Annotated in this window: 14 protein-coding genes; 8 read left to right on the top strand and 6 right to left on the bottom strand. The window is 64.7% G+C overall.

Annotated features, from left to right (window positions below):
- Positions 1-177: 177 nt before the first annotated feature.
- A complete protein-coding gene (locus tag KVX96_RS09290; RefSeq protein WP_261194120.1) occupies positions 178-1,401 on the bottom strand; it encodes a sigma-54-dependent transcriptional regulator in 1,224 nt (407 codons plus the stop codon).
- Positions 1,398-3,185, bottom strand: a complete 1,788-nt coding sequence (locus KVX96_RS09285; protein WP_261194119.1) for a sensor histidine kinase — start codon at positions 3,183-3,185, stop codon at positions 1,398-1,400. The genes KVX96_RS09290 and KVX96_RS09285 overlap by 4 nt, the downstream gene beginning before the upstream one ends.
- Before the next feature lie 79 nt (positions 3,186-3,264).
- On the opposite strand from KVX96_RS09285, the gene KVX96_RS09280 reads away from it, so the two are divergent.
- Positions 3,265-4,437, top strand: coding sequence for a cytochrome P450 (locus KVX96_RS09280; RefSeq protein WP_261195419.1), 1,173 nt, complete (start codon positions 3,265-3,267; stop codon positions 4,435-4,437).
- Between the two features lie 96 nt (positions 4,438-4,533).
- Here KVX96_RS09280 and KVX96_RS09275 read toward each other — a convergent pair whose 3' ends face one another.
- Positions 4,534-4,995, bottom strand: a complete 462-nt coding sequence (locus tag KVX96_RS09275) for an Lrp/AsnC family transcriptional regulator (protein WP_261194117.1) — start codon at positions 4,993-4,995, stop codon at positions 4,534-4,536.
- Positions 4,996-5,137: 142 nt separating this feature from the next.
- Here KVX96_RS09275 and cysG point away from each other — a divergent pair, with 142 nt between their 5' ends.
- From cysG to KVX96_RS09245, 6 genes are all read left to right on the top strand, one after another.
- On the top strand, positions 5,138-6,535 hold the full coding sequence (gene cysG / locus KVX96_RS09270) for a siroheme synthase CysG (RefSeq protein WP_261195417.1): 1,398 nt from the start codon (positions 5,138-5,140) through the stop codon (positions 6,533-6,535).
- Positions 6,535-6,843 (top strand): DUF2849 domain-containing protein, encoded by a 309-nt coding sequence (locus KVX96_RS09265; protein WP_261194116.1) that lies wholly within the window; start codon positions 6,535-6,537, stop codon positions 6,841-6,843. The genes cysG and KVX96_RS09265 overlap by 1 nt, the downstream gene beginning before the upstream one ends.
- On the top strand, positions 6,843-8,513 hold the full coding sequence (locus tag KVX96_RS09260; protein WP_261194115.1) for a nitrite/sulfite reductase: 1,671 nt from the start codon (positions 6,843-6,845) through the stop codon (positions 8,511-8,513). The genes KVX96_RS09265 and KVX96_RS09260 overlap by 1 nt, the downstream gene beginning before the upstream one ends.
- Positions 8,503-9,258, top strand: a complete 756-nt coding sequence (locus tag KVX96_RS09255) for a phosphoadenylyl-sulfate reductase (RefSeq protein WP_261194114.1) — start codon at positions 8,503-8,505, stop codon at positions 9,256-9,258. The genes KVX96_RS09260 and KVX96_RS09255 overlap by 11 nt, the downstream gene beginning before the upstream one ends.
- The gene (locus KVX96_RS09250; RefSeq protein WP_261194113.1) at positions 9,255-9,674 is read left to right on the top strand and encodes a DUF934 domain-containing protein; all 420 of its coding nucleotides are present in this window, start codon (positions 9,255-9,257) and stop codon (positions 9,672-9,674) included. Before KVX96_RS09255 ends, KVX96_RS09250 begins: the two co-directional genes overlap by 4 nt.
- 76 nt (positions 9,675-9,750) lie before the next feature.
- Entirely contained in the window at positions 9,751-10,599 is an 849-nt protein-coding gene (locus tag KVX96_RS09245) for a ferredoxin--NADP reductase (RefSeq protein WP_261194112.1), read from the top strand.
- A 150-nt stretch (positions 10,600-10,749) separates the two neighbouring features.
- Here the strand turns inward: KVX96_RS09245 and KVX96_RS09240 are convergent, their stop codons facing one another.
- Complete coding sequence (locus KVX96_RS09240) at positions 10,750-11,442, bottom strand: hypothetical protein (protein WP_261194111.1); 693 nt, start codon at positions 11,440-11,442, stop codon at positions 10,750-10,752.
- Positions 11,443-11,654: 212 nt separating this feature from the next.
- Between KVX96_RS09240 and infC the strand changes: the two genes are divergently transcribed.
- Positions 11,655-12,200 carry a translation initiation factor IF-3 gene (infC, locus tag KVX96_RS09235; protein ID WP_261195416.1) on the top strand — a complete coding sequence of 182 codons (546 nt, stop codon included), beginning with the start codon at positions 11,655-11,657 and terminating at the stop codon, positions 12,198-12,200.
- Between the two features lie 73 nt (positions 12,201-12,273).
- On the opposite strand, the gene KVX96_RS09230 is transcribed toward infC, so the two are convergent.
- Complete coding sequence (locus KVX96_RS09230; RefSeq protein ID WP_261194110.1) at positions 12,274-13,068, bottom strand: FAD binding domain-containing protein; 795 nt, start codon at positions 13,066-13,068, stop codon at positions 12,274-12,276.
- Positions 13,069-13,173: 105 nt separating this feature from the next.
- The gene (locus KVX96_RS09225) at positions 13,174-15,537 is read right to left on the bottom strand and encodes a xanthine dehydrogenase family protein molybdopterin-binding subunit (RefSeq protein ID WP_261194109.1); all 2,364 of its coding nucleotides are present in this window, start codon (positions 15,535-15,537) and stop codon (positions 13,174-13,176) included.
- Between the last annotated feature and the right edge of the window lie 10 nt (positions 15,538-15,547).

Genomic DNA, 15,547 nt, shown 5'->3' with positions numbered 1-15,547 from the left:
AACTTCACCCCGCGAGGATCGGGCTGAATAAATGCATATTTTCATATGCTTGCTTGAAATTACGGCAAGCTGCCCAAGCGGTGCGCAGACCGGAGTGGCGAAAATCCACACAGGCGCAATCGCCCACTGTGCGGATTTCCGCACAGATGGCTCGAATCGCGATTCGCACTGTTAGCGCTAGCGATACTCTTCCGGGCGAATCCCGTGTTTGGTGAGCTTGTCGTAGAAGGTCTTGCGCGGCAGTTTCAGCGCCTTGGCCGCGCCCGAGGCATTGCCTTCGGCGCGCCTCAGCGCGTCGATCAGGAAGGAGCGCTCCACCTTCGCCATGCGGTCCGACAGGCCCAGATCGGCCTCGGCCTCCTCATCGCCCAGCCCCATGGCAAAGCGCATCGCCGCGTTCATCAGCGCGCGCGCATTGCCGGGCCAATCCTGCGCCATGAGGCGTGAGAGCAGCTCTTGCGGGACCTCGGGATGCGGCAGCGCGGCCTGTTCGCAGGCAATGGCCACGTAATGGCGGAAGATCACCGGAATATCCTCGGGCCGCTCCCGCAGGGCCGGGATGCGCACTTTCAGCAGATCGAGCCGGTAGAAGAGATCCGGGTTGAACCGCCCTGCCCGCACTTCCTCGGCCAGATCCTTGTAGGTGCCCGCGATCAGGCGCGGAGCCTCGGGCTCTTCCAGCAGTTCCAGCAGGGCAAACTGGCTTTCCGGCGGCAGCGCGGCCACCTCATCAAGAAAGACAGAGCCCGCATCGGCGGCCGAGAACGCCTCCTGCAGGGCCTTGGGGCCCAGCGAGGCGGCGGCGTGCTTGCGAAACGGCCCCGTGGCCCGGCGCGACAGCAGGTGGACGACCTCGGCCACTTTCGACGTGCCCGCGCCATGCTCGCCTGTCACCAGCACGGCCGCATGGGCAGACGCCGCCGCCCGCACCCGCGCGCGCAGATCCTCGGCCTGAGGCGACTCGCCAAAGAGCATGCGCGAGGCGGCATCGCCCGCCTGCAGCTGTTGGCGCAAGCGGCGGTTCTCCAAAACGAGCGCGCGGGTTTTCAGCGCCTTCTCGACAACGGCCAGCAGCTCCTTGGGCGCGCAGGGTTTTTCCAGAAACCCGAACGCCCCCGCGCTCATGCCGCGCACGGCCATGGGAATATCGCCTTCGCCTGTGAGCAGGATCACCGGCAGATCGGGATCCACCTTGCGGGCCTGTTCCAGCAGGGCGAACCCGTCCTTTCCGGGCATGCGGATATCGGAAATCACGATGCCCTCAAACCCGGGCACCAAATGGTCCTTGGCCTCGATATAGCTGCCCGCCAGCGTCGGGCGCAGATCCGCCAGTTCCAGCGTCTGGCCCAAGGCTTCGCGCACCGAGGCGTCATCATCCACCAGCAACACCCGCTCGATCATGCCGCCTGCTCCATCCCGCTTGCTGTCAGATCCACCGTGAAGATCGCGCCGCCCTCTTCGTGGTTGCGGCCCCGGATCTCCCCGCCGAAGCTTTGGACCAACCCGTAAGAGATGGAAAGCCCCAGCCCCATGCCTTCGGAATGGCCAACCTCCTTGGTGGAGTAGAACGGATCGAAGATCTTGCCCGGATCGTCGATGCCGGGGCCGGTATCGCGCACCGACAGGCGCACGCGGCCCGCTTCGGACGTGAGCCCGATGGAGAGCCGCTTCTCCTGCGCCCGCTCCATTGCATCGGCGGCATTGGTCACGAGGTTCAGCACCACCTGCTGCAACCGCACCTCGCCCCCGCGCACCATCACGGGCGCCTCCGGCGGGGCCCAATCCACCTGTACGCTGGCCTGATGCAGCCGCGCGTCGGCCACCTCCAGCGCGGCCTCCACAACGGCGACGATATCCACATCGGTGATCGGTTCGCTTTCCTGCCGCGCAAAGGCGCGCAGGTTCTTGATGATGCGCCCCATGCGCCGGGCCAGATCGGAAATGCGGGCAAGGTTCCCGGCCGCCACATCCACCTTGCCGCGTTCCAGAAACGTCTCGGCATTGGCGGCAAAATTCTGGATCGCCATCAACGGCTGGTTCAGCTCGTGGCTGATCCCTGCGCTCATCTTGCCAAGGGCCGAAAGCTTGCCCGCCTGCACCAAATCGGCCTGCGCTTTCTTGAGCGCCGCCTCGGCCTCCTCGCGCTCCGCGATTTCGCGGCGCAGGGAGCGGTTGACGCCCGAAAGCTCCCGCGTGCGGGCCTCGACGCGGGCCTCCAGCACTGCATTGGCGCGGGCCTCGATGGTGAGCTTGTCAGAGAGCGCCCGGCGGCGCTCGGCGGCGAGGAAGAGGAAGGCCCCAAAGGCAAGGCTCAGCGCGGCGGCAAAGGCCGCCTGCAGCCAGGCGATGCGCTCGGCCAGCGCGGTGCCGATCAGTACCTCGCCCGTCATGCCGATCACCGGCATCGGCTGGGTGAAATGCAGCGCGCGGGCGGGGATATACTTGCCCGCATCCACGAACCACAGTTCAAGCCCGCTCACCATGAAGGCGCGGTAGGCGAAGAAGGGCTGAAGCGTTGCGGGCAGATAGCCCAGAGAGGCAGGCGGCAAGGCCCCCTCCTCCGCGCGGCGGCGCAAGAGCAGCTCGGAGCGGTTGGACACGAAGACAACGCCCGCCTCATCGGTGAAATAGATCGCCTGAGGATCGCCGTGCCAATCGCTTTCCTCCACCTCTTCCATATCCACTTCCACCACCACGGCCCCCTCAACCGCGCCCTCAACGAAGACGGGCACCGCGAAGTAGAAGATCCGCTGGCCTGTCTCGGGCAGCGAGGTGTGGTAGCTGCCGATGGCCCCCTGCATCGCCCGATGAAAATGCGGCTGTCCGGTGCGGCTTGCGGCCTCTGCCCCCCGTGAGGAGGCCAGCACGGCCCCGTCGATGTCCACCACGGCGATCTCCAGCGTGCCGACCTTGTCAGAGGTGGCCAGCAGCAGTTCCTGCGCGCGCTGGCGCCCCTCGCCTTCGGTGAGCAGAAGGGCAAGATCCAGATGATCGGCCAGCAGCACGCCCACCTGACGGTAGCGCTGCAGCGCGCCCGCCAGCCTGTCGGCGGCGAGCGAGAGGTCCGCCCGGCCCCGATCGGCGATGGGCTGCAGCGCGGAGGTGAAGCTGAACCACCAGACGCCGCCCGACAGCAGCGCCACGGCGATCACGAACATCAGTATGGCGAAAGGCCGCCGAACCATGGAATTCCCCCCCTCTTGGCAGGCTAGCGTAAGGATCGCCGCTTGCATTGGGAAGCGTCTTTGGGCTTACGTGCCCGCGATGGAAAAGCTGCACCAATCCCCCACCGATCCCGCCTTCGTCCAGAACCCCTACCCCTTCTATGAGCGCGCCCGCGCCGGGGGGGATCTGTTTTACTGGGAAGAGTACCGCATGGTCTGCGCCACCGGCCACGCCGCGGTGAACATGCTGCTGCGCGATCGGCGGCTGGGGCGCGAGGTGCCGGAAGGCCAGCGGAACCCGATCCCGGCGCATCTGCAGCCCTTCTACGACGTGGAGGCCCACTCCATGCTGGAGCTTGAGGCCCCGCGCCACACCCGCCTGCGCCGCCTCGTGCTGCGCGCCTTCACCTCGCGCCGGATCAAGGCGCTGGGGCCGGAGATTGCCGCGCTCTGCCATCAGTTGATCGACGATTTTCCCGCCGGTGAGGTGGAGCTTCTGTCGGCCTATGCGACGCAGGTGCCGGTGATCATCATCGCGCGGCTTCTGGGGGTGCCGGAAGAGCGCAAGGAGGATCTTCTGGTCTGGTCCAACGCCATGGTGAAGATGTATCAGGCGGGACGCACGGCGGAGGATGAGGCCGTGGCCGTGGCTGCCACGGAGGCCTTCGTGGCCTTCATGCGCGGCTATGTGGAGGCGCGGCGCGGGCGGCCTGCGGATGATCTGATCAGCCACCTGATCGCGGCAGAGGAAGACGGGGAAACGCTCACCACCGACGAGCTGATCACCACCTGCATCCTGCTTCTGAACGCCGGCCACGAGGCCACGGTGCACAGCCTGGGCAATGGCGTGAAAACGCTTCTGGAAGAAGGGATTGCGCCGACTTCCGAAAGTGTTGAGGCGCTCACTGAAGAGATCCTGCGCTATGATCCGCCGCTGCATATGTTCACCCGCTGGGCCTATGAGCCGGTGGAGATTTCGGGCCATGTGATCGAGCCCGGCGATCAGGTCGCCTGCCTGCTGGCGGCGGCCAATCGCGATCCTGCCGCGTATCAGGATCCCGCCAGGTTCAACCCGGGCCGCCCGCTGGTGGCCAACACGAGCTTCGGCGCAGGCGCGCATTTCTGCGTCGGCGCGCCCTTGGCGCGGCTGGAGCTGCAGATCGCCCTGCCGATCCTCTGGGAGCGCTGCCCCAACCTGCGGCTGGCGGCTGCGCCCGAATACGCGAATGTGTATCACTTCCATGGGCTAAAAGCGCTGCGGGTCAAAACCTGAACTAGTGCCCGGCGGCACGCCGGGCAGCGCCGACCCGCCCCCATGGGGCGGCGCTTTCGCGCCACCCCGCGGGTCTATGCTGCCCTCACCGCTTAGCTACAACGGCAGCATCGTCGTCGATTTCAGCTCTTCCATCGATAGCAGCGCGGTGACGTTGTAGATCCGCACCTCGCTGATCAGCGCCTGATAGAACTCATCGTAGGCGCGCGCGTTTTTCACCCGCACTTTCAGGATGTAATCGATGTCGCCCGCCAGCCGATGCGCTTCCTGCACCTCGGGGCGCTCCTTCAGCGCCTTCAGGAACTTCTGCTGCCACTCCGCCTCATGCTCGCTGGTTCGGATCAGCACGAAGAAACAGGCCTCGAAGCCAAGCGCCTCCGCGTCCAGAAAAACCGTTTGCTGACGGATGATTCCGCCCTCTTTCAGCTTGCGGATCCGGTTCCAGACCGGCGTCTTGGAGGAGCCGACTTTCTTGGCGATTTCATCCAACGACTGGCTCGCATCACGCTGCAGCTCGCCGAGAATTTTCCTGTCTATTTCATCCAGCCGGACGGACATCCCTTTTTCCCCGATATTTTGGAATATGTGCTTTCTCGCCGCGCAATATCGGAACAATCATCCTTATTCACAAGCCCTAATGGCGCAAACATGGGAAAATATCCTATATTGAGCTGTAGAAACCCATCATGTGAGCAAAGCTGTGCAGCATTTTCCGATCTTCCTGGCCGTCTCGGGCCGCCGCATCGTCCTTTCGGGCGGTGGCGCGGCTGCGCTGGCCAAGCTGCGCCTGCTGCTCAAAACCGAAGCTCGCCTCAGCGTATTCGCGCAAGACGCAGCGCCGGAGATCGAAGGCTGGGCCGCCGAGGGCCGCCTTACCCTGATCCGCCGCCCGCTGGAAGCCGGCGATGCGCTCTGCGCCGCGCTGTTTTACGCCGCCAACGAGGATGACGCCGAGGACGCCCGCGCGGCGAAGCTGGCGCAGGCCGATGGCGCGCTCGTCAACATTGTGGACAATCTGGAAGAGAGCGCCTTCATCACGCCCGCCATAGTGGACCGTGACCCTGTCACCGTGGCCATCGGCACCGAAGGCGCTGCCCCCGTGCTGGCCCGCGCCATCAAGCGCGATCTGGAAGCCGCGCTGCCCGCCCGCCTCGGCACGCTGGCCCGCATCGGCAAGGCCTTCCGCGCGCAAGTGGAAAGCCTGCCCTTTGGCCGCAAGCGCCGCGATTTCTGGGCCGATTATTACTTCGGCGCGGGCCCGTCTGCGCTGGAAGACGCCGGAGAAGATGGCGCGCAGGCCGCGCTTGAGGGCCTCTTGGAAAAGCACCTCTCCGCCACGCCCCGCAAGGGCCATGTGGATTTCGTGGGCGCTGGCCCCGGCGATCCCGAATTGCTCACGCTGAAGGCCCGCAAGGCGCTGGACGCCGCCGACGTGGTGCTGCACGACCGTCTTGTGCCAGTGGAAATCCTCGAACTGGCCCGCCGCGAAGCGACCATCATCGAGACGGGCAAAACCGGCTTCGGCGATTCCATGCCGCAGGCCGAGATCAACGCGCTGATCGTGGCCCACGCCGCAGCTGGCGCGCAGGTGGTGCGGCTGAAATCCGGCGATGCCACCGTCTTTGGCCGTCTGGATGAAGAGCTTGAAGCCGTCACCAAGGCCGGCCTCTCCTACCGCATCGTGCCCGGCATCACCGCCGCCTCTGCCGGCGTCGCCGCCATCGGCCAGAGCCTGACGCAACGGGGCCGCAACGCCTCGGTGCGCCTGCTGACGGGCCACGATATGGAAGGCTTCGCCGAGCAGGACTGGGCCGCGCTGGCCCGCGCCGGTGAAGTGGCTGCCATCTACATGGGCAAACGTGCCGCGCGCTTCCTGCAGGGCCGCCTGCTGATGCATGGCGCCGCCGGTGAAACGCCCGTCACCGTGATCGAGAACATTTCGCAGGCCAACCAGCGGGTGATCGCCACCACGCTCGCCGCCCTGCCTCAGGATCTGGCCGCCGCCGACATGACCGGCCCGGCCCTCACCTTTTACGGCCTCGCGCCCCGCGCAGCCCTGGCCGCAACCAACACACTGAAGAAGAAGGAATTCGCCTGATGGCCCGCAAGTTCACGCCCAAAATCGTGACCGCCAATGACCTGATCGAAGGCGATGTCATCTACCTGACCGAAGACGGCGGCTGGACCCGCAAGCACGCCGAGGCCGCGCTCTTCACCATCCCCGAAGAGGCCGACGAGCGCCTCTCCTACGCGGCCGCGCAAACCCACAAAACCGTCGGCGCCTATCTCGCCGATGCCGTGGCCGGTGACGCGGGCCCCGTCCCCACCCATTTCCGCGAGGAGTTCCGCGCCATCGGCCCCTCCAACTACTTCCACGGCAAGCAAGAAGCAGCGGAGCAAGCCTGATGTACAAGTATAACGACTTCGACGAAGCCTTCATCCGCGCCCGCACCGCGCAGTTCCGCAAGCAGGTGGAGCGCCGCGTGGCCGGCAACCTGACGGAAGAGGAATTCCGCCCGCTGCGCCTGATGAACGGGCTCTACCTGCAGCTGCACGCCTATATGCTGCGCGTCGCCATCCCCTACGGCACGCTCAACGCTGGCCAAATGCGCCAGCTTGCCTATATCGCCGATAAGTGGGATCGCGGGTATGGCCATTTCACAACCCGTCAGAACATCCAGTACAACTGGCCCAAGCTGACGGATGTGCCGGACATCCTCGATGCGCTGGCCGATGTGGAAATGCACGCCAACCAGACCTCGGGCAACACCATCCGCAACGTGACGTCCGATCACTTTGCCGGTGCCGCCGTGGACGAGATCGAGGATCCGCGCCCCGTGGCCGAGCTGCTGCGTCAATGGTCCACCGATCACCCGGAATTCCAGTTCCTGGGCCGCAAGTTCAAGATCGCCGTGGGCGCGTCCGAACATGACCGCGCAGTGCTGAAAGCCCATGATCTGGCCGTGCGCATCGTGAAAAACGAAGCCGGTGAAGTGGGCTACGAAATCCTCGTGGGCGGTGGCCTTGGCCGCACGCCAATGATCGGCAAGGTGCTGCACCCCTTCCTGCCGCGCGAAGATCTGCTGCCCTACGTCGAGGCCGTGCTGACCGTCTACAACACGCTCGGCCGCCGCGATAACAAGTACAAGGCGCGCATCAAGATCACCGTGCATGAGAACGGGATCGACGAAATCCGCAGCCTCGTTGACGAACAATTCGCCCTCATTCGCCCCACCTTCTCGGGCTACGATCAGGCATTCCTCGAAGAGATCCGCGCCCATTTCCCGGCACCGGCCTACGTGAACGCGCCGCTTGATGCCTTTGAAACGGCTTACGAAAACGATCCCGTCTTCCGTAGCTGGGCCGACACCAACCTCGCAGAGCACAAGAACCCGAGCTACGCCATCGCCACGATCTCGATCAAGAAGCATGGTGACACGCCGGGCGATGCCACCAGCGAGCAGATGCGCGTGATGGCCGATCTGGCCGAGGAATTCGCCCATGACGAGCTGCGCATCAGCCATGAGCAGAACGTGATCCTGCCCCATGTGCACAAGAGCCACCTCCCGGCCATCCACGCCCGTCTGAAAGCGGTGGGGCTGGCCACGGCGAACATCGGGCTGGTCTCGGATATCATCGCCTGCCCCGGCATGGACTACTGCGCGCTGGCCACGGCCCGCTCCATCCCCGTGGCCCAGCAGATCGCACTGCGCTTTGACGAACTGAAGCTCGAGCACGAGATCGGTGAGCTGAAGATCAAGATCTCCGGCTGCATCAACGCCTGTGGCCACCACCATGTGGGCCATATCGGCATCCTCGGGCTCGATCGCGCTGGCGTGGAGAACTACCAGATCACGCTGGGCGGCGACGGCTCTGAGAACGCCGCTATCGGCGAGCGCGCAGGCCCCGGCTTCGCCTATGACGAAATCGTCCCGGCCATCGAGCGCCTCGTGCTCGGCTATCTCGATCTGCGCGAAAGCGCCGACGAGACTTTCCTGCAAGCCTACCGCCGCCTGGGTGCTGAGCCCTTCAAGGCGGTCCTTTATCCGGAGGCAAAGACGAAAAATGCCGCTTGATACCCCCTTGGGCCCGGTGCAAACCCGGGTCAACGCCCTCAATGATCGCTACCGCCACCACAGCGCTACGGCTGTGCTGGAACGCGCATTGAACGACAGCCAGGTCGGCAAGGTCGCCCTTGTCTCCTCCTTCGGCGCGGAATCGGTCGTGCTTCTGCACATGATCTCGCTGATGGATCGCAAGACGCCCGTGCTGTTTCTCGATACCGAGATGCTTTTCCCCGAGACGCTCTCCTATCAGGAAGAGGTTGCCGAGCGCCTGCGGCTGACGGATGTGCGGGTGATCCGCCCCAACCGTGAGGAAGTCTTCCTGAAGGATAATGAAGGCCTGCTGCACCAGTCCGACAACAACGCCTGCTGCGCCCTGCGCAAAACCGCGCCTCTGAACGCCGCGCTGGCGGATTTCGACGCCTGGATCACCGGCCGCAAGCGCTTCCAGTCCGGCCAGCGCGCCGCGCTCGATTTCTTCGAGAACGAGGAAAACAAACGCATCAAGGTCAATCCGCTGGCCCACTGGACGAAGGACGCCGTGCGCGAGTACATGGAAGAAAACCGCCTGCCGCGCCACCCGCTGGTGTCGAAGGGCTACCCCTCCATCGGCTGTGCCCCCTGCACCTCGCCCGTGGAAGCGGGCGAAGACGAGCGCGCCGGTCGCTGGCGCAACACCGAGAAAACCGAATGCGGCATCCATTTCGTGGATGGGCGCATGGTGCGCGGCCCGCTGCCGCAAGGAGCAACGCAATGAGTGTCATCGTAACCGATACGGGCTTCACCTCTGAGGATTGGACGGCGGGCTTCACCCCGCTGACCGATCTCGCCGCCAATGACGCCAGCCCCGCACTGGCGGTGGATCTCGCCTCCGTTTCCGATCCCGCTGCCCTTGCTGGCCGGCTCGATGATATCGACATGATCCGCATTGATTTCCCCTCTTTCGCCGATGGCCGCGGCTTCACCATCGCCAAGCGCCTGCGCCAGATGGGTTTTCAGGGCCGCCTGCGCGCCAAGGGCCATGTGATCTCCGATCAATACGCCATGGCCCGCCGCGTGGGCTTTGACGAGGTGGAGATCAGCGAGGATCTCGCCACTCGCCAGCCCGAAGGCGAATGGCAGTTCCGCGCCGATTGGCAAGCCAACGATTACCAAACGCGCCTGCGGGCCTAGGCCGCATCGCGTTTCGCGAAAACCTTCCTTAGACAGACATCAACAGAAGGGCGGGGGAGTGTCCCCCGCTGAAGCCATGACAGATCAGACCCCCGTGAAAGACGCCCCCGCAAAAGCCGTTCCCGCCCTGCCCGACGCCCAGACAGTGACCGAGGTCAAACACTGGACGGATCGGCTGTTCTCCTTCCGCTGCACCCGGCCCGCTTCGCTGCGGTTCCGCTCCGGTGAATTCGTGATGATCGGCCTGATGGGCGATCCCGATCCGAAAACCGGCAAGCAGAAGCCGCTCCTGCGCGCCTATTCCATCGCCTCGCCCAGCTGGGACGAGGAAATGGAATTCTACTCGATCAAGGTGCCCGACGGCCCGCTGACCTCCCGCCTGCAGCACATCAAGCCGGGCGATGAGATCATCCTGCGCCCCAAGCCCGTCGGCACGCTGGTGCATGACGCGCTGCTGCCCGGCAAGCGCATCTGGTTCTTCGCCACCGGCACGGGCTTTGCCCCCTTCGCCTCGCTGCTGCGCGAACCGCAGACCTACGAGGACTACGACGAGGTCATCATAACCCATACCTGCCGCGAGGTGGGCGAGCTGGAATATGGCAAACAGCTGATCGAGGACATCCGCAACGACGAGTTGCTCGCCGAGCTGATGGGCGAAGGTTTCGCCGACAAGATCCGCTACTACCCCACAACGACCCGCGAAGAGAGCCCCAAGATGGGCCGCATCACTGATCTGATGCGCTCCGGCGATGTCTTTGCCGATCTGGGCGTCGATCCGATCAACCCGGAAAGCGACCGCGCCATGGTCTGCGGCAACCTCGCCTTCAACCTCGACATCAAGGAGCTGCTCGAAGGCTACGGGCTCGAAGAAGGCGCCAATTCCAAACCAGCGCAATACGTGGTGGAAAAAGCCTTCCTCGACTAAGGCCCCCTTCCTCTCGCCCCAAATACCTCGGGGGGATCGCGCGAAAGCGCGATGGGGGCAGCGCCCCCTCCCCCTACAATACTGTAAACGCCGCCCTGGTCTCCCGGGGCGGCGTTTGCCATTTCCAAACCAGGTTCGAGCACGGCCGGCTTACTGGCCGAGCGCGGCTTTCACCTGATCCAGGGCGGCCTGCAAGAGCGCCGGGTTGTTAGCGGCGCTTTCGACAGTGGTCTTCAGCACGTCTTTCTGGCCCTGCTCCAGCGAGGAGCCCTCGATCAGCTCGATCACCTTGGCCTGGTCAAACCCGTCTGCGGTGAAGATCTCCCCCATCGTGGCCATGGCATCGGAGCCCGCTTGGGATGCGGCGTCGGCAGCCTCACTGGCAGCCTCGGTGGCCTCAGAGGCGGCTTCCGTCGCAGCCTCGCTTGCCTCCGTGGCGGCCGCGCTGGCGCCCTCAGTCGCGGCATCGATCTGGGTGCTGACCTCTTCGGCCATCTCTTTCACAGCTTCGCTGGCCGATTGCACGGCTTCCGCAGCCGCGCCCGTGGCCTGATCGGCCACCTCTTCCGCGGCGGCCTTCACGTCTTCGGCGGCCTGCTGCACGGCCTCGCCGGCCTGTTCCACGGCGGCCTCGGCTTCAGCCTTGGCATCTTCCGTCGCGGCAGCGGCGGCCTCGGCAGCCTTCTCGACAGCTTCCTGAACAGCTTCTTTTGCGTCAGAAGCCGCGTCGCGGGCATCCTCGATGGCCGCTTCGGTCGGATCCTGCTGCTGGTTCTGCCAGACGAGGTAACCCCCCGCACCGGCGACAATCACCAGCAGCAATACGAGTACGCTCTTGTTCATCTCAAATTCCCTTGTTGGGTCTCATGTTCAAATGCGGGCTCCCACTGAGCCCATACATGAGACGGCAGGCGTTACATCGGTGCGTGGCGGACAACACGCAAGGGGGAAAATCCACACCCCTCGCCCCCTGAAACAATCGGGAATCCGGTTGAAAGCCGCGCGCTCCCTCTATATTTTCACCGCGAACCATCCACCATGCAAGGAACACGACCATAGCCCGCAGACCTCACAATGCCCCGCCCACACGCGACACAGGCCCCCGCGTCAATGAACGCATCCGCGCGCCTGAGATTCGCCTGATCGGTGCGGACGGCGAAAACATCGGTGTCATTCATCCCGCGAAGGCCATGGACCTCGCCGCGGAAGCCGGTCTGGACCTGGTCGAAATCTCCCCCAATGCGACCCCGCCGGTCTGCAAGATCATGGATTTCGGCAAGTTCAAATACGAACAGCAGAAGCGCGAGAGCGAAGCGCGCAAGAAGCAGAAGATCATCGAGGTCAAGGAAGTCAAATTCCGGCCCAACACCGATACGCATGACTATGACGTCAAGATGCGTAACGTGCTGAAATTCCTGGGCAACGGCGACAAGGTGAAAGTCTCCCTGCGCTTCCGCGGCCGCGAGATGGCGCACCAGAACCTGGGCCGCGATCTGCTGGAACGCGTCGCCGAGGACGTGAAGGAAATCGGCAAGGTCGAGAACATGCCGAAGATGGAAGGCCGCCAGATGATCATGATGATCGGCCCCATCACCAAGTAATCCGCCGCCCATCGGGCCAACAAAAACCCCGCCATCCGGCGGGGTTTTTCGTTCTCATAGCGGATCGTCTCGCTCAGCCCATCGCCGCCGCGATGGCCCGGCCCGTCATCACCTTCACCAGATGCGCGCGGTAGGCGCGGCTGCCGTGCAGATCCTCAATCATGTTGTCGGCCAGAATGGTCAGATCCATCAAGGCATCCGGGCGGAACTCATGGCTCAGCGCCGCTTCGGCCTCGCTCCAGCGGAACACGCCTTCCTCGCCGGCGCCGGTGATGGCCACGCGCACGCCATCTGCGTATTTTGCCACGAAGGCACCCGTGAGCGCAAAGCGCGAAGCCGGCTGCAGGAACTTCTGATAGCTCGCCGCTTCCGGCACCGGGAAGCGCACTTCCACGATGATTTCGCCCTCGTCCAGCGCGGTGCCGAACATGCCGTCAAAATAGTCATCCGCCGCGATGGAGCGGCTGTTGGTCACGATGGTCGCGCCAGAAGCCAGCACCGCCGCCGGGTAGCAGGCGGCCGGATCATTGTTAGCCAGCGAGCCCCCGATGGTGCCGCGGTTGCGCACCGCCGGATCGCCGATCTGCCCGGCCAGCGCCGCCAGCGCCGGATAGGTGGCCGCTGCCTCGCGCGCCACCACCGCATGGGGCGTCGCGCCACCGATGCAGAGTGCGCCATCATCGGCCACGCAAACCCCTTGCATCTCGGTAATACCCGTCAGGCTCACCAGCTTATCCGGCGAGGCCAGCCGCTGCTTGAGCGTCGGAATCAGCGTCTGCCCGCCCCCAAGCGCCTGGGCCTCATCGCTGCCAAGCGCCGCCACGGCGTCGGCAATCGTCGAAGGTCTCTCGATATCGAAACTATACATTCTCTTTTCTCCTCAAAGCTTGAGGAAGCCCTGCTTTCCTCTCGCTCCAAATACCTCGGGGGGGTCCGGGGGGCTGGCCCCCCGGCCTCTCCATTTCCGTCAAGCCTATCCGTTCATCGCCGCCCAGACCCGCGCGGGCGAGAGCGGCATATCGATATGCGTCACGTCCTTGCCGGCGCGCTGCAGCGCGTCGATCACCGCGTTCACCACCGCAGGCGGCGAGCCAATAGCCCCGGCCTCGCCGCAGCCCTTCACCCCGAGCGGGTTGTGGGTACAGGGCGTCTGGCAGGAGTGATCCACCACGTAGAAGGGCACATCATCGGCACGCGGCATGGCGTAATCCATGTAGCTGCCGCTCAGGAGCTGGCCGTTGCTGTCGTAAACAGCGTTTTCCAGTAGCGCCTGGCCGATGCCCTGACCGATGCCGCCATGCACCTGCCCGTCCACGATCATCGGGTTGATGATATTGCCAAAGTCATCCGCCGCGGCGAAAGAGCAGATGGTGACCTTGCCCGTCTCCGGGTCCACCTCCACTTCGCAGGCATAGGCGCCCGCCGGGTAGGTGAAGTTGGCCGGATCGTAGAAGGCGGTCTCCTCAAGCCCCGGTTCGATGTCCTCCAGCGGATAGTTGTGCGGCACATAGGCGGCCAGCGTCACATCCCCCCAGGCCACGGATTTATCGGTGCCGGCGACGGTGAACTGCCCGTCCTTCAGCTCGATATCCGCCTCGCTCGCTTCCATCAGGTGCGCGGCGATCTTCTTGGCCTTGTTGATGATCTTCTCCGTGGCCCGTACCATGGCGGAGCCGCAGACCGCCAGCGACCGGGAGCCATAGGTGCCCATGCCGAAGGGGATTTTGGAGGTGTCGCCATGCACGATGTCCACTTGCGAGGCATCGATGCCGATCATCTCGGCCACCACCTGCGGGAAGGCGGTTTCATGTCCCTGCCCGTGGCTGTGGGCACCCACCATCACCGAAATCGAGCCGGTGGCGTTCACCCGCACCGTGGCAGCATCATAGAGCCCCGCCCGCGCGCCAAGCTGGCCCACGAGGTTGGAGGGCGCGATGCCGCAGGCCTCGATGTAGCAGTTCACGCCGAGCCCGCGCAGCTTGCCGTCGTCCTGGCTCTTCTCCCAGCGATCGGCGAAGCCCGCGATGTCGGCAATCTCTTCGAGCTTGTCCATCGTGGCCACGTAGTCGCCGGTGTCATATTCCACCGCCACAGGCGTGGCATAGGGGAACTCGGTGACGAAGTTCTTCCGGCGCAGGGCGATCGGGTCCATGCCCAGCTCGCGCGCGGCCTTGTCGATCACGCGCTCCAACTGGTAGGTCGCCTCGGGCCGGCCGGCGCCGCGATAGGCGTCCACCGGCACGGTGTTGGTGAACACCGCCTTCACGTTCACATAGATCAGCGGCGTCTTGTAGTTGCCCGCCATCAGCGTGCCGTGCAGCCAGGTCGGCACCGAGGGCGCGAAGGTCGAGAGGTAAGCCCCCATATTCGCAAGGGTTTCGGTCCGCAGAGCCAGGAAATTGCCTTCTGCGTCGAGCGCCAGCTCGATTTTCGTCACATGGTCGCGCCCATGGGCGTCGGTGATGAAGGCTTCCGAGCGGCTGGCCGTCCATTTCACCGGGCGGTTCACCGCCTTGGCGGCGAAGGTGCAGAAGGCTTCCTCGGCGTAGTGGAAGATCTTGGAGCCGAAGCCCCCGCCGACATCCGGCGCGACAACGCGCAGCTTGTGCTCGGGGATGCCCAGCACGAAAGCGCCCATCAGCAGGCGGATCACATGGGGGTTCTGGCTCGTGGTGTAGAGCGTGTGCTCATCGGTACCACGGTTGTAATCGCCCACCGCCACACGCGGCTCCATCGGGTTGGCCACCAGCCGGTTGTTGACCAGTTCCAGCGTGGTGACGTGATGGGCGCCCTTGATCGCGGCATCGACCGCCTCGCGGTTGTCCTCCACGAAGCCCCAATCATAGCAGAGGTTGCTTGTCAGATCGTCATGGACCTTGGTCGCGCCCTCGGCCAGCGCCGCGCGCATGTCCACCACGGCCGGAAGCTCGGTGATGTCGGCTACGATGGCCTCGGCGGCGTCGCGCGCCTGCTCGGGTGTTTCCGCCACCACGGCGGCAATGGGATCGCCCACGTGGCGCACCTTGCCTTGGGCGAGCACCGGGTGGGCTGGCTCCTGCATCGGTTCGCCATGGCGGTCCGTCACCTGCCAGCCGCAGGGGATGCTTCCGACGCCTTCGAAATCGGCACCGGTAAAGATGCGTACAACGCCCGGCATCGCGGCGGCGGCGGCGGTGTCGATGCTGTTGATCGTGCCATGGGCCATGTCGGCGCGCAGGAAATGCACGTAGGCCTGGCCGTTCACGTTGATGTCGTCGGTGTAATTGCCTTGACCGGTCAGGAACCGGACGTCTTCGCGCCGCTTGGTGCTGGCGCCAATGCCTCCGTCTTTCGGCATCTTCAATCCT

The sequence above is a fragment of the Pseudoruegeria sp. SHC-113 genome (assembly GCF_025376885.1).
Classification (GTDB): Bacteria; Pseudomonadota; Alphaproteobacteria; order Rhodobacterales; family Rhodobacteraceae; genus Pseudoruegeria.
Note: the sequence above shows the minus strand (reverse complement) of the source record. Positions and strands in the feature narration are given on the sequence as shown.

What these genes read in the sequence shown, in the direction of transcription:
- KVX96_RS09225 (WP_261194109.1), bottom strand. Translation starts at nt 15,537, where the DNA reads ATGCCGAAAGACGGAGGCATTGGCGCCAGCACCAAGCGGCGCGAAGAC.
- KVX96_RS09255 (WP_261194114.1), top strand. Translation starts at nt 8,503, where the DNA reads ATGCCGCTTGATACCCCCTTGGGCCCGGTGCAAACCCGGGTCAACGCC.
- KVX96_RS09250 (WP_261194113.1), top strand. Translation starts at nt 9,255, where the DNA reads ATGAGTGTCATCGTAACCGATACGGGCTTCACCTCTGAGGATTGGACG.
- KVX96_RS09290 (WP_261194120.1), bottom strand. Translation starts at nt 1,401, where the DNA reads ATGATCGAGCGGGTGTTGCTGGTGGATGATGACGCCTCGGTGCGCGAA.
- KVX96_RS09285 (WP_261194119.1), bottom strand. Translation starts at nt 3,185, where the DNA reads ATGGTTCGGCGGCCTTTCGCCATACTGATGTTCGTGATCGCCGTGGCG.
- KVX96_RS09275 (WP_261194117.1), bottom strand. Translation starts at nt 4,995, where the DNA reads ATGTCCGTCCGGCTGGATGAAATAGACAGGAAAATTCTCGGCGAGCTG.
- KVX96_RS09245 (WP_261194112.1), top strand. Translation starts at nt 9,751, where the DNA reads ATGACAGATCAGACCCCCGTGAAAGACGCCCCCGCAAAAGCCGTTCCC.
- KVX96_RS09260 (WP_261194115.1), top strand. Translation starts at nt 6,843, where the DNA reads ATGTACAAGTATAACGACTTCGACGAAGCCTTCATCCGCGCCCGCACC.
- KVX96_RS09265 (WP_261194116.1), top strand. Translation starts at nt 6,535, where the DNA reads ATGGCCCGCAAGTTCACGCCCAAAATCGTGACCGCCAATGACCTGATC.
- KVX96_RS09280 (WP_261195419.1), top strand. Translation starts at nt 3,265, where the DNA reads ATGGAAAAGCTGCACCAATCCCCCACCGATCCCGCCTTCGTCCAGAAC.
- KVX96_RS09240 (WP_261194111.1), bottom strand. Translation starts at nt 11,442, where the DNA reads ATGAACAAGAGCGTACTCGTATTGCTGCTGGTGATTGTCGCCGGTGCG.
- KVX96_RS09230 (WP_261194110.1), bottom strand. Translation starts at nt 13,068, where the DNA reads ATGTATAGTTTCGATATCGAGAGACCTTCGACGATTGCCGACGCCGTG.